This window comes from Candidatus Rokuibacteriota bacterium, assembly GCA_016209385.1.
In the GTDB taxonomy this organism is placed as follows: Bacteria; Methylomirabilota; Methylomirabilia; order Rokubacteriales; family CSP1-6; genus JACQWB01.
The window spans coordinates 1-12,628 of record JACQWB010000089.1 but is presented as its reverse complement, the minus strand read 5'-3'; the positions used below and the strand labels follow the sequence as shown (position 1 = coordinate 12,628).

10 protein-coding genes and 1 tRNA gene are annotated in these 12,628 nt (G+C 67.2%); 4 read left to right on the top strand and 7 right to left on the bottom strand.

Annotated elements, in window-relative coordinates; translation table 11 throughout:
- Window positions 1–172: 172 nt before the first annotated feature.
- Window positions 173–249, top strand: a tRNA-Arg gene (locus HY726_06200).
- 54 nt (window positions 250–303) lie between these two features.
- Here HY726_06200 and HY726_06195 read toward each other — a convergent pair.
- The 5 genes from HY726_06195 to HY726_06175 form a co-directional block, all read right to left on the bottom strand.
- Window positions 304–573, bottom strand: coding sequence for a hypothetical protein (locus tag HY726_06195; GenBank protein MBI4608576.1), 270 nt, complete (start codon window positions 571–573; stop codon window positions 304–306).
- Window positions 570–1,358 (bottom strand): hypothetical protein, encoded by a 789-nt coding sequence (locus tag HY726_06190; GenBank protein MBI4608575.1) that lies wholly within the window; start codon window positions 1,356–1,358, stop codon window positions 570–572. Before HY726_06190 ends, HY726_06195 begins: the two co-directional genes overlap by 4 nt.
- A gap of 56 nt (window positions 1,359–1,414) precedes the next feature.
- Window positions 1,415–2,530, bottom strand: a complete 1,116-nt coding sequence (locus HY726_06185; GenBank protein ID MBI4608574.1) for an amidohydrolase family protein — start codon at window positions 2,528–2,530, stop codon at window positions 1,415–1,417.
- 4 nt (window positions 2,531–2,534) lie between these two features.
- Complete coding sequence (locus HY726_06180; GenBank protein ID MBI4608573.1) at window positions 2,535–3,932, bottom strand: glutamine synthetase; 1,398 nt, start codon at window positions 3,930–3,932, stop codon at window positions 2,535–2,537.
- A gap of 548 nt (window positions 3,933–4,480) precedes the next feature.
- Window positions 4,481–4,891: a VOC family protein gene (locus HY726_06175; GenBank protein ID MBI4608572.1), complete on the bottom strand. Its 411-nt coding sequence runs from the start codon at window positions 4,889–4,891 to the stop codon at window positions 4,481–4,483.
- 129 nt (window positions 4,892–5,020) lie between these two features.
- On the opposite strand from HY726_06175, the gene HY726_06170 reads away from it, so the two are divergent.
- The 3 genes from HY726_06170 (at window position 5,021) to HY726_06160 (ending at window position 10,401) form a co-directional block, all read left to right on the top strand.
- Window positions 5,021–8,314 carry an AAA family ATPase gene (locus tag HY726_06170; protein ID MBI4608571.1) on the top strand — a complete coding sequence of 1,098 codons (3,294 nt, stop codon included), beginning with the start codon at window positions 5,021–5,023 and terminating at the stop codon, window positions 8,312–8,314.
- A 1,236-nt stretch (window positions 8,315–9,550) separates the two neighbouring features.
- Complete coding sequence (locus tag HY726_06165) at window positions 9,551–9,889, top strand: DUF2384 domain-containing protein (protein MBI4608570.1); 339 nt, start codon at window positions 9,551–9,553, stop codon at window positions 9,887–9,889.
- Window positions 9,890–9,903: 14 nt separating this feature from the next.
- The gene (locus HY726_06160) at window positions 9,904–10,401 is read left to right on the top strand and encodes an RES family NAD+ phosphorylase (GenBank protein ID MBI4608569.1); all 498 of its coding nucleotides are present in this window, start codon (window positions 9,904–9,906) and stop codon (window positions 10,399–10,401) included.
- Between the two features lie 204 nt (window positions 10,402–10,605).
- Here HY726_06160 and HY726_06155 read toward each other — a convergent pair whose 3' ends face one another.
- Window positions 10,606–11,424, bottom strand: a complete 819-nt coding sequence (locus HY726_06155; GenBank protein ID MBI4608568.1) for an alpha/beta fold hydrolase — start codon at window positions 11,422–11,424, stop codon at window positions 10,606–10,608.
- Between the two features lie 135 nt (window positions 11,425–11,559).
- A complete protein-coding gene (locus HY726_06150) occupies window positions 11,560–12,351 on the bottom strand; it encodes a glucose 1-dehydrogenase (protein ID MBI4608567.1) in 792 nt (263 codons plus the stop codon).
- Between the last annotated feature and the right edge of the window lie 277 nt (window positions 12,352–12,628).

Here is a 12,628-nt window from a genome sequence, read left to right as displayed (position 1 = left end):
CGCCCCCTCCGATCGTTAGAGCGTTTTTTCCAGCAGCCTTCTCGCGCACTCGTTGTTCCGTAACCCCGCGTCCCCACGTACTTCCGCTCAGACCCATTCGCTTAGAGCGTTTTTAGGGTAGAACTTGGACTCTCGTGCGCGTACTAGCAAAGGTGTAAGCTAAATGCTTGTTGCGCCTGTAGCTCAGTTGGATAGAGCATCGGACTTCTAATCCGAGGGTCGGGGGTTCGAATCCTCCCAGGCGCACCACCGAATCAATACTCCAGAGATAGGCCGCCCACCTCGTTTCCCCCTCCAGGCCGGTCAGAAGTACTCGAAGCCCGACGGGTCTGCCTCGATTCGGAGGCGGAACTGGGCCATGAAGACCAGGTAGGGGTGGGCGCCCAGGGCGATGAGTCGGTCGCGGTCCTGGACAGCCAGCGCGGCTCGCTCGTCGTCGGACAGCCCCAGTTCGGCCATGCCGCCCTCGGGATCCTCCCGGAAACGATCGCGAAAGCCGTCGTCGCTCTTGAGAGCGAAGAGGCATTTGTTCAGCCGATAGGCGCGGGCGGGAGGGAACGCGTAATGGATCATACGGGCCAGGAGACGACGGCGTTGCCGTGGTGCCAGGACGGCGCGTAGCAGAGGACCTCGGCGGGAGCGTCGCCGACCGCGCCGAGGAGGATCAACCACGTGCGGAGCTCGACGTTGCCCGCCTTGTCCAGCTCCTCTCCCGTGAGACGAGCCAACTCCCGGCCCTTGCCTTGCTTGAGCATCTCGAGCAACCGGCGGTCGAAGTCGAAGTCAGGCGCGCCGTAGCGGTCGGTGCCGGGGAAGTGCGACATCCCCCCGGAGGCCATGAGCGCCACGCGCTCCGGCCTGGCGGCGAGGATCTGGGCCAGGGCCCGGCCCCACTCGTAGCAGCGGCGCGGCGTCGGCTGGGGCGGCAGGTAGACGTTGACGAAGAGGGGGACGATCGGCACCGCCGGCTCCGGCATCGTGAAGTGGAGCGGGATGAAGAAGGCATAGTCCAGCGGCAGGTCCTGGGAGTAGAGGAGGTCGAACCCGAGGTCGATCCCTCCCTCCAGGATCGCGCGGGCCAGCGCCTCGTGGACGGGGAAGCGGTACGCGTAGCGGCCGAACTTCCCCGCGGCCTCCGTTCCCACGAACACCGCCAGGGCGGGCACCGCGTTCAGGAAGAACCCCTCGATGTGGTCGCCGGCGACGATGGCGAGGGCGTCGGGCCGCGCCTCCGTGAGGAGCCCTTTCATCCGCGCGAAGGCCGCGTGAACCTGCAGGACGAGATCGCGATCTTCGGTCGGCGGCCGCACGAGGAGCTGCGGGGTGTGGGCGCAGGCGACGGCGGCGACCAGCGGCATGGCGACCGTCTCTCTCAGGAAACCTAGCCCGGCCGGCCCGCACGGTCAAGCAGCGTTCACAGGCCGTACAGCGCCGCGGCGTTCTCCGAGAGGATCTGGCGCGCGACCCTGTGGGCCTCCTCGCCGCCAAGCCCGCCTCGCTCGACGAGCCAGCCCAGGGCCTCGCCCAGCGCGCGGCGCGCCCACTCCGCTGCGAGGGCGAAGAGCTCAGGGAGCCCGCCCACGTCTGAGCCGTAGAGGAGCTTGCTCGCCGGCGCGAGGGAGAGGACCTCGATCAGGGCATGAGTGGCCCCAGCACCGAGGAACGGAAGTGCGAGGGAGATGTCCACATACGCCTGGCGCCACACCGCGGCCATGAAGGCGGCTTCTCGGAAATACGGGTAGGCCAGGTGGAGGAGAACGATGCGGACCTCCGCCCAGCGCGGGTCCTCGAGCACCGGGCGGAGCAGAAGGGGGTTAGCCTGGAGGAGATCAATGTCGGGGTCGCCGAAGCCCGTGTGAAGCTGGAGAGCCCGGCCCGTGTCTCTCGACACGTCGAGCGTGACCTCCAGGAGCGTGTCGAGAAGCGGCTTCTCCGTGAGCCGCGGCGAGCCTCCGGCCTGGACCCGGGCCACGGCGCGTTGATAGGCGTCCGCGGCTTCTTGCCGCCTCCACGCCCGGACGGCGAGTCCCGAGCGGTACGCGATGATGCTCTTGAACGCCACCGTCCGCCGCGCGGCCGCTGTCAGCTCCTGACGAAACGCCTCCAGGAACTCCTCGTATTCGAGCGCCTTGGCAAGGAGCGCCTGGGCACACGTCTCGACTCGAAACACTTCGTGAACCGCGCAGCCGAGAAGTCGCCGCATCTCAGGGAGCGGCATGGTGTCGGGCGGATAGCCGGTGTCCACGAGGAGCGCGGTCACCCGGCTGTCGGTGAGCCAGCGCCGCGCGCCCTCGATGCCGAGCGCCTGCCGGCGCGCCAGCACTGTCTCGATCGTCGGCTCGCCACCGAGGCGCTGCGCCAGAGCGCGGAGGGCTCGCCGGAAATAACTCGTGTGGGGAATGTGGGCCGTCATCGTGCCGGGGCGGCCTTCGCTGAAGAGGGCGAGGAACGTTTCAGCGGACACGGCCCAGGGATCCGGCAGCAGGGGATGGCAGTGCCCATCCACCACGAGGAGATCCGAGAGATCCACGGTGTCAGTACTTGTAGAAGTGCTGCTCGATCTCGAAGCCTACGTCCTTGCCCTCGAAGCCCCGGACCTCCGAGCGCTTGACCGTCAGGTACTCCCGGGCGAGCACGTCGCCGAGGGCCTCCCGGAGGACTTGGTCCCGCTCCAGGGCGTCCAGGGCCTCGCCGAGCGAGGTCGGAAGGCGCCGGATCCCGCGTCGCTTCCGCTCCGCCTCGGAGAGCGTGTCCGGATCTGTCAGGGCGGGTTCTCCGGGATCGACCTTTCGCGCCATCCCGTCGAGCCCGGCGGCCAGGAGCCCGCCCAGCGCCAGGTAGGGGTTGTTGGACGGATCGCAGGGCTTGAGCTCCAGGTTCGTGGACTCCATCTCGAGCCCCCAGCGCTTGGAGGGAATGCGGACGGCGGCCTCGCGGTTGTCGGGCCCCCAGGCGGTGTAGGCGCTCGCCCAGAAGCGGGGCTGGAGGCGCCGGTAGGAGTTGACGCTCGGGGCGGTCAGCGCCACCAGCGCCGGGAGGTGCGCCAGCACGCCGCCGAGGAAGGCGTAGCCGGCCTCTGAGAGGCCGTAGCGGCCCTTGGGGTCGTGGAAGTGGTTCTTGCCGTCGCTGATCCGCCAGAGGCTGAAGTGGATGTGACTGCCGTTTCCGGCCTGGTCGGGGAAGGGCTTCGGCGCAAAGGAGGCCAGGAGCCCGTGCCTCCCAGCCACCCCGCGCGCGGTTTCGCGCACCGTAATCTGGTTGTCGGCAGCTCTCAGCCCGTCGGCGAAGCGCACCGGAAGCTCCTGCTGGCCCGGCCCGAGCTCGGCGTAGTACTGCTCAGGGTAGACGCCCTGAGCCATGAGAGCTTCGATGATCTCCACGATGATCGGCGCCGCCGAGTCCATGCCGATCGTGGAGAAGCAGGGGCTCCGGTCCAGGGGCACGTAGCGCTCGCCCTCCCGGCGGGCGAGGGTGAACTCGTTCTCGAAGGCGGCCTTGAGAGTCACGCCCGCTTGACGCGCGCGTTCGATCATCCGCTTCAAGAAGCTCCGGGTGCACGCCCCCCAGGGGACGCCCTCGAGCGTCACCATGTCGCAGAGGAGCCGTGCGGATTTCGGGGCGTAGGGGAGGATCGCGAAGGTCTCCGGATCGGGCAGGAGGCGGATCTCGCCCACGGGGCCAAACGAGCCCTCGGGGACCAGTTGGTCCAGCATGTTGAACGACTGCATGGCCACGGTGAGGCCGATCCCGGACTTCAGGTAGGAGTTCAGGAACTGGGTGTGGCAGGCCTTGCCGCGGATGACGCTGTCGTTACCGCAGTAGAGGAAACGAATGAGATGAATTTTCGCGGACTTACATTGCCGGACAAGTTCCCTCGCCTGCCGATCGCTGGCGGCTCTGTTCCTGGTTCTCTCGGCGTTCTGGGTGGGCACCCTGGCTTTCTCCTCTGGGCTGGGTGGCTGTCGGAATAAGCACGCTCAAGCGCCCACCCACGCCTCCGGCGCGGGTACCCGGCCGGCGCAATTAACTCGGGCCTCGCCTCGGCGTTATTGACCCCGGCCTCGCCTCGTCGCTGGCGCAGGCGATTAAGCTACCTGCGCCGAAGCACCTCGGCTCGAACTGCCACGCCTGCGGCTCGTCGGCAGCCCCTCGGCTCGAACGACCACTCGGGCCTCGCCTCGTGGCTCTCCTCGCCTGCGGCTCGTCGGCAGCCCCTCGGCTCGTAAGCCCCCCTCCGAGTCAACTAGCGGAGGGCATGGTAGCACGGGTTTGCCAGGACGCGCCTGGCCGGTCGGAGCGACGGGGCGTACATGGGCGTAAGTAGGCGACCAGATAGATAGCAGTTTCTGCATCGACACCGGCTGGAAGTCTTTAGCGAAGATCCTCGAGGAACCTTCCCTGGTACCGCTTGTCTTGAACAGCTGCGAGCAGCGTCGCCGAGCTGCTGGTGCTGAAGGACAACTGCGAGCACGGCCCGCCGCTACTTCGAATACGGCGCGCTCAGCTCGAGCTGTACGTTGTCGGGATCCCGGAACGCCACGATGTAGAGCCGGAAGGCCTCACCAAGGTCCTTGATTTCGCCGTGCGGGACGCCGTGCGTGTCGAGGACACGGACGGCGGCTTCCAGCTGTACCCTGGAGGCGACCGAGAAGCTCAGGTGGTCGAGGCCCACGCGGTTCTCGTCGAAGCGGTCGTCCTTGATCGCGCGGCTCTGGTCCGGGCTTGGGCCGAGGCCGAGGCCGATCGTGCCGTTGGTGAGGAAGACGCCTGAATTGAGGTCCATGACCTTCCGGAAACCTAGCACCGAGGTGTAGAAGGCGCACGCCCGATCGACGTCACTCACGGTGAGGCGGAAGTGGTGGACGGCTCCGGTCGGAATCTGCTCCGCCATGGTGCTCCTCCGGCTCAGAAGGATTCGACGATTGCGTATAGTCCGCGTTCTCGCCGGGGTTGTCAAGGGCTTCGCGCTGGGATACAGTGAGCGCGTTCGAGGCACCGGCTGAGTGAGGTCGGAGGCTCCATGAACTGCCCGCGCTGTCAGCACGGCGCCCCGCCTGGCGCCAAGTTCTGCGCCGAGTGCGGGCAGCCCGTGGCCGCGGGCGCGGAGTCGGCCTCGCGCTTCGACTCACCGGTAGCGTACACGCCGAAGCACCTAGCCGAGAAGATCCTGAGCTCCAGAGATGCCGTCGAGGGCGAGCGCAAGCTCGTCACGGTGCTCTTCGCGGACCTCAAGGGATCGATGGAGCTCCTGGCCGACCGGGATCCGGAAGACGCGCGAAAGCTCCTCGATGCCGTGCTCGACCGTATGATGGACGCGGTCCACCGGTACGAGGGCACGGTGAACCAGGTCATGGGCGACGGGATCATGGCGCTCTTCGGCGCGCCGCTGGCGCACGAGGACCACGCCGTGCGCGCCTGCTATGCTGCGCTCGGGATGCAGGAGTCGGTGAAGCGCTACGCCGACGAGCTGCACCGAAGCCTCGGCATCCCCATCCACATCCGGGTCGGGCTGAACTCCGGCGAGGTGGTCGTGCGCTCGATCGGTAACGACCTGCGGATGGACTACACGGCGGTCGGCCAGACGACGCATCTCGCGGCGCGGATCGAGCAGATGGCGATGCCGGGGACGATCCTAATCACGCCGGAGACGCTGAACCTTGCCGAGGGATACGTGGTGGTGAAGCCGCTCGGCGCACGGCCGGTCAAGGGGCTCGAGACGCCGCTCGAGGTCTACGAGGTGACCGCGGCGGGGGCCGTCCATTCGCGGCTGCACGCCGCCGCCGTTCGCGGCCTCACCCGCTTCGTCGGCCGCGACGCGGAGCTCAACCAGCTACGGCAGGCGGTCGAGCGCGCCCGCACCGGCCACGGCCAGGTCGTAGGGCTCGTGGGCGAGGCCGGCGTCGGCAAGTCCCGGCTCTATTGGGAGTTCACCCACTCGCATCGCACCGACGGGTGCCTCATTCTCGAAAGCCGGTCGGTCTCGTACGGCAAGGCGACGCCGTACCTGCCCGTGATCGAGTCCCTCAAGGCTTACTTCAAGGTCGAGGACCACGACGACCCGCGCTCGATCCGCGAGAAGGTGACCGGCAAGCTCCTGACGCTGGACGAGGCGCTGAAGCCGCTGCTCCCGGCGCTCCTCACGCTCCTGAGCCTGCCCGTCGAGGATCCGCCGTGGGACGCGCTGAGCCCTGCAGAGCGCGGCCGGCGGACGCTCGAGGCCGTGAAACGGCTCGTCCTGCGCGAGAGCCAGGTGCAGCCCGTGGTCATGGTATTCGTGGACCTCCACTGGATCGACTCCGAGACCCAGGCGCTGCTCGACAGCCTGATCGAAGGGCTGCCCACGGCGCGGGTACTTCTGCTCGTCAACTACCGTCCCGAGTACCAGCACGGCTGGGGCGGCAAGAGCTACTACACGCAGCTCCGCATCGATCCGCTACCGTCCGAGCGCGCGGAGGAGCTCCTGAACGACCTCGTCGGCGACGACCCCGGCCTTGAGCCGCTCAAGCGGTTGCTGATCGAGCGGACCGAGGGTAACCCGTTCTTCCTCGAGGAGAGCGTCCGCACGCTGGTCGAGACCCGGGTGATGGTCGGGGAGCGGCGCGCGTACCGGCTCGAGAAGCGGGTGGACAGTATCCAAGTGCCCGCCACCGTCCAAGCGGTCCTCGCGGCCCGGATCGACCGCTTGCCGCAGCCCGTCAAGCACCTCCTGCAGTCGGCCGCCGTCATCGGGAAAGACGTTCCCTTCGCGCTGCTAGAGGCGATCGCTGAGCAGCCCGAAGACGACTTTCGACGGGGGCTGACCCACCTCCAGGCGGCGGAGTTCCTCTACGAGGCAAGCCTGTTCCCGGAACTGGAGTACACCTTCAAGCACGCGCTTACGCTCGAGGTCGCGTACCAGAGCCTCGTCCGCGATCGCCGCCGTATCCTGCACGGGCGGGTCCTCGGCGCGCTCGAGCGGCGCTTCGTCGACCGCATGGCGGAGCAGACCGAGCTGCTCGCGCACCACGCCGTGCGCGGAGAGGCCTGGGACCGCGCCGCGGGGTACCTGTACCAGGCCGGCGAGAAGGCCCGTGCCCAGGCGCGGTACACCGCCGGCGCGAGGTTCTTCGAGGCGACGGTGGACGCACTCGACCGCCTGGGTGACGGTGCGGACCTGACGCTCAAGCTCGATGCCTGTCTCGAGTTGTGGGCGACGCGGATCTCCACGGGGCAGCTCCAGGACCTGCGCGAACTAGGCGAGAAGGCCGAGGCCCTCGCGCGGCGGCTCGACGACGGCCCGCACCTCGCGCAGGTGCAGGTCCGGCAGGCACAGGCGATCGCGGTCACGGAGATGATCCCCGGCACGCTCGCCTCGGCGATCGAGAAGGCGCGTGAGGCGTTCGACCGCGCCGACCTGGGCGACCTCCGGACGCGGAGCTACGCGCGGTACGTCGCCGGGGTCGCGTGCCGGGACCTCGGGCGCTTCGCCGAGGCGATCAGCGAGTTCGGCGCGGGGATCGCGCTGTTCGGCGCCCCCGAGCGGTCGAACGAGGACCCGGGCCTCGTGTTCCCCATCTATGTGAGCCTTGGCGGCTGGCGATCGGAGGCGCACGCGGCGCTCGGGCGCTTCGACGAGGCGCTCGGCTCAGCGACCGACGCGCTCCGAATGGCGAGCGAAATCCGCCATCCGTCAAGCCTAAGCATCGCGAGCGCCTACCTCGGATACGCCCACGCGGCGCGCGGCGACGCCGAGGCTGCAGTGCCCTGTCTCGAGCGTGGCCTCGCGGTCAGCCGCGAGCACGACCTGATCCACGGGATTACCGCGAACTCGCTCTATCTCGGCTACTCGCTCCTGCTCCTCGGCGATCGAGAGCGCGGCCTCGAGTGTCTGGCCCGTGCTTTCGAGCGGCCCCTCGGGTCGTTCGTGCTCCAGTGGACGCGATACCGGACCGTCACGGCGGGCGCGTATCTCATAGCCGGCGAGGTCGAGACGGCGGCCGCGGAGGTTTCGGAGGGGCTGGCGGCGGCGACCAAGCGGGACGCGCGCGGCTATCGGGCGCCGTTGCTGCGCCTCCAGGCTGAGGTCTTCGCGCGGCGGGAACGCGGCGATCACGCGCGGGCGCTCGAGTGTCTCAAGGAGGCCCTCGAGCTGGCGACGGAACTCGGCCTGCGGCCCGATTGCGCCCACTGCCACCTCGGTCTCGGCAGGCTCCACCGCCGTACCGGCAAGCCGGAGCAGGCTCACGAGCATCTGACCACCGCGGCGACGATGTACCGCGAGATGAACATGCACTACTGGCTGGAAAAGGCGGAGACCGAGATGAAGGCGGTCTGATGCCCCCCGTTTCGGGAGAGACTACTTAGGGCGATCGATTAGATGCGGAGACGTTCGGACGGGGAGATTAAGGACCGCACGTGGCATCGGGATACTGTCACTGAAATTGTCACTCAATACGTTCAACAGCCCGCCCTTGGCGGCACTTTGGCGCACTGCCGGGGGGTTGGCTAATGGCACTGAGGTATTTAGAAACGCGGGAGTTGTTCACGAATCGGCGGCCGAACTCTTAATCCGAGGGCCGGGAGTTCCAATCCTCCCAGGCGCACCAGAAAATCAACGGCTTGCGGGGCGCTCCCCGCCACGATTGTCACCGAAAACGCGACCGACTGTCACCGAAGCCGTCGGGATCTGAGGGCACAGAGCGAGGTGGGCGGAGATCGACCGCCGGGCCGAGGAGGAGATCCGAATACGTAAGTATGTGATTCTACTAATATAATATCGATGACTCGCCCTCAACATTTCTCTTGACCTTCCAGTTTGTCAACTGTAAAGTCAAGTCTAACGTTAATGGAAATGTCCATGGATACGTCATTGGACGTCATGCCGCGGCTAGTGCGACCAGTCCAGGAGCCCCTCGGTCTATACCTGAGGCCAGGCCGCAACGACCATCGCGTCCTCTCCCAGTTACTTTCCGAAGGGAAAGCCGCAGTGAGTGGGGTCGTTTTTGACCCCGAGTACGTCAACGCCCACGAGGAAATCCGCACTGAGGTCCGTCAGCGCAACCTTGAAGCTCTTCTAGCGAAGGCGGGTTCGCTCCCCACCAACGCGTCTACATCGCAACGCTGGGGATCTTCCTCACGCGCGAGCGCGCACAGGCATTTCTCCAGAACCGTACGTTGCGAGCTAATTTTGCGTGCGCCAACACAGCGTGCTGCCGTCGTGGTGCACCGGACATGCTCGCCAATCCTCGACGACACTTCGTCTTCACGAGGATGGAGGAGGTAGGGAGCATCGGCCGTGTGCCGCCAGATCTTCGCGCTGGTGCGTATCTGGACCGGATCCTTCGTCCCGCGACGGATAGGCTCGGCCGAGCCCTGCAAGCACCTTTGGAGGGCGCGACACGAGGTAGGCTCGAGACCGAACGCCGGAGGTTGGATGGTTGGCGTTACACGCTCGGCGAGATGGCTCGGACCGAACCCGGCAGCACGTACTCGGCGGTGCCGCGGCGGCGGGTTCTGAGACAGCGCCGTCGCGCGTAGGTGTAGATATGCTCCCGAATAGGAGGTGAGATCCATGGCTGGTGCTCTTGCCACGCGTCTCGATAAGGTTCAGAAGAAAGGCGGAATTACAGCGCGGGAGATCGCGCAACTCCTCAATACGACACCGGAGACAGTGTCTCGGTGGCGAGCGGGCAGAACCCAGCCCCAACCAGACCGGCGTGACTATCTGCTCCGGCTGGAGTGGCTAGTCAGCGAGCTCGGCGATTTGTACTCGCCTGAGGAAGCCCGCTTGTGGCTATTCTCGCCACATAAACAACTCGGTGGCGAACGCCCGGCGGATAGGATTCAGCAGGGCAAGATCGAGGACGTCCTCACGGTGATCGCCCAGCTCAAGGATGGTGCTTACGTCTAGAGGATAGTAGCTCGGTGATCTATGATCGGGAGCTTCTCGACAGGCTGGATCAGCTTCGCGCGAATCCATGGCGAGGGGAAGTGTTCCGTCATATGTTTGGTGATTACCCACCTGAGCGGGAGAATCAACGAGGAGCGCGGTGGAATCCTCCCGAGACGCCGGCAATCTATACGAGCCTGACTCGCGACGTTGTGCTCGCCGAAGCCGAGTTTCACATTGCCTTACAGCCGGTTCGGCCAACGGGCAGACGGATCATTTACAGAATCGGGGTTGTCCTAGGCTCCGTCGCTGACCTTTCTATGATGAGGCAGCAAGGCCCGGCCGATCTGAGCGCAGGCGTCAACCATTTCCGCTCTGTGGAACTGGCAGGCCACCCGTGTGGCGTCCACACTCGTTGCGGTGAGGATCGCGCTGTACGAAGCCAGGCAAACTGGTTCGGTGAGCGCCGCGCGAAGCGCGAAGCCGGCGAAGACGTGGAGGCCGTCGAGCGCGAGGGGTCGATGACTCGGTGAGCCAGGGCTGTCACCGGGAATGTCACTGACCAGCTGAAACCGAGCCGTACTTCGCCGCACTTCCGCGGCGCCTTCTTGGTCGCTTTATCTGCAACCAACTTCGCCGCCGCTGACTTTTCTGGACCTTGCGCTCAGAACTCCTAATCCGAGGGCCGGGGGTTCGAATCCTCCCAGACGCGCCAAGCGTTCACGTCCGGTGGTCCCTCACGCGCAGTGGATTCGCCTCAGGAACTGCGCCACCAGACCGTTGAAGGTGGCCGGGTCTTCGAGGTTGGTCATGTGGCCGACGCCCTTGATCAGGACGGGCGCGGCCCCGGGAATGGCGTCGGCCATGAACCGGTGGACCTTGACGCACGGCTCGTCGAACTCTCCGACGATCAGGAGCGCGGGGACGGGAAGCTGGCGGAGCTTCGGCTCGAGCGAATACATGGTCGGGCGGCGCGCCAGGACCCCGCGGAGGGTGTGCGCGAGCCCCCGCGCGCGGTGGGTGGTCACGAGCGAGCGCATGTGGCGGGCGGCCGTGGGCCCCTGGGCCACATAGCGGGCCAGGAGCGGGTGGGCCATGATCGCGTCGGCGAACGCCTCGATCCCCTCGCGCTCGAGGAGCTGGGCCCACGCCTCGCACTGGGCCACCCACTCGGCGGTGCCATCGGAGCCTGCGCCGGTGTCGCAGATGATCAGGCCGTCCACCATCTCGGGATGGGCGAGGGCGAAGTTCAGAGCGATGTTGCCGCCCATGGAGAGCCCGCCGACCACGGCCCGCGCGATCCCGCAGTGGCGCAGCAACCCTCGGAGGTCCTCCACGGAGAGCGGCTGAGAGTATGCCTCGGCAGCCGCCGGGGCCTCCGAGGCTCCGTGCCCCCTGGCGTCGTAGGCGATCACCCGGTAGTGGGCCGCGAGCGCCGCCACCTGGGGGGCCCACATGCGGAGGCCGCAGGAAAAACCGTGAGACCAGACGAGCGGCCTCCCGCGGCCGGTCTCCTCGTAGTACAGCGCGATCCCGTTCACGCTGGCTGTCGGCATGGCGCCCCTCCTCCGATCCGCCGGTCAGTGGGCTGCGTTCGCTCGTGATTCACCGTTCCCCCTTCGAGCGCCGGCTGAGCCGGCGCAATCCGGGGGGAGGTTCGGAAGGGGGGCGGAGCCCCCCTCCGAGGAAGGTCAGGCGGCCTCTTCCCTCGAGAGCGGGCCGCCGTCCACCACGATCGTGGTGCCGGTCATGAACGACGAGGCGTCCGAGGCCAGGAAGATGCAGGGGTAGGCGATCTCCTCCACCTTCCCCCAGCGGCCCATGGCCACGCGCGCGGCGACGGCCCGGTAGATCGCGTCCGCGTTCGGGTTCGTCTTGTAGAGGTTCTCCAGGTAGCCCTGGGTCTCGACCGGGCCGGGGGCGATGCAGTTGACGCGGACCCCGTGCCGGGCCCAGGCGCTCCCGAGGGTCCGGGTCAGGTTGATGACGCCGGCCTTGGCGGCCCCGTAGTGCGGCATCGTCGTGGAGCCGTAGAGCCCGGCGATCGAGGCCACGTTGATGATGACCCCGCCGCCCTGCTGCATCATCTGCTTCCCCGCCCACTTGCAGCCGAGGAAGACGCCGTTCAGGTTGATGCCGACCACCGCGTTCCAGCCGTTCAGGGAGACATCCTCGAACCGGACCACGAAGGAGGCGCCGGCGTTGTTCACCATGATGTCCAGCTTCCCCAGCTCGCGCACGGTCCGCGCCACCAGCTCCCGGACCTGGTCCTCGTTCCTCACGTCCAGGGCCAGCGCGAAGGAGCGGCGGCCGACGGCGCGGATCTCCTCCGCGACGGGGTCCAGGTGCTCCGGCTTGCGGCTCGCGATGACCACGTCCGCGCCGGCGCGCGCGAACTCGATGGCGATCGCCTTGCCGATGCCGGTCCCGCCGCCGGTGACGATGGCGACCTTTCCGTCGAGCGAAAACGCTAATGCTGCCATGGTGCGTCCTCCAGGGTTGAGTGGTGAGGGGACGTGCGAGCGAGCGGCTTGCGATCGGGCAGGCCGCGGCGTCGAGGCCATTATTATCTGCGGGCTCGCGCGCGTGTCAATCGGGGAGTTGGGTCCCCCCTTCGAGAATCTAGGAGGCCGTCGGAGTAATCGCAAGGGCCGTCTGAGCGCCTTTCGAGCGCGGGCTTCGCCCGCGCAACCGATTCCTGGGGGAAGGCTCGGAGGGGGCCGTCGAGGCCCCCTCCGACTGATCTAGACAGGTGGGAGG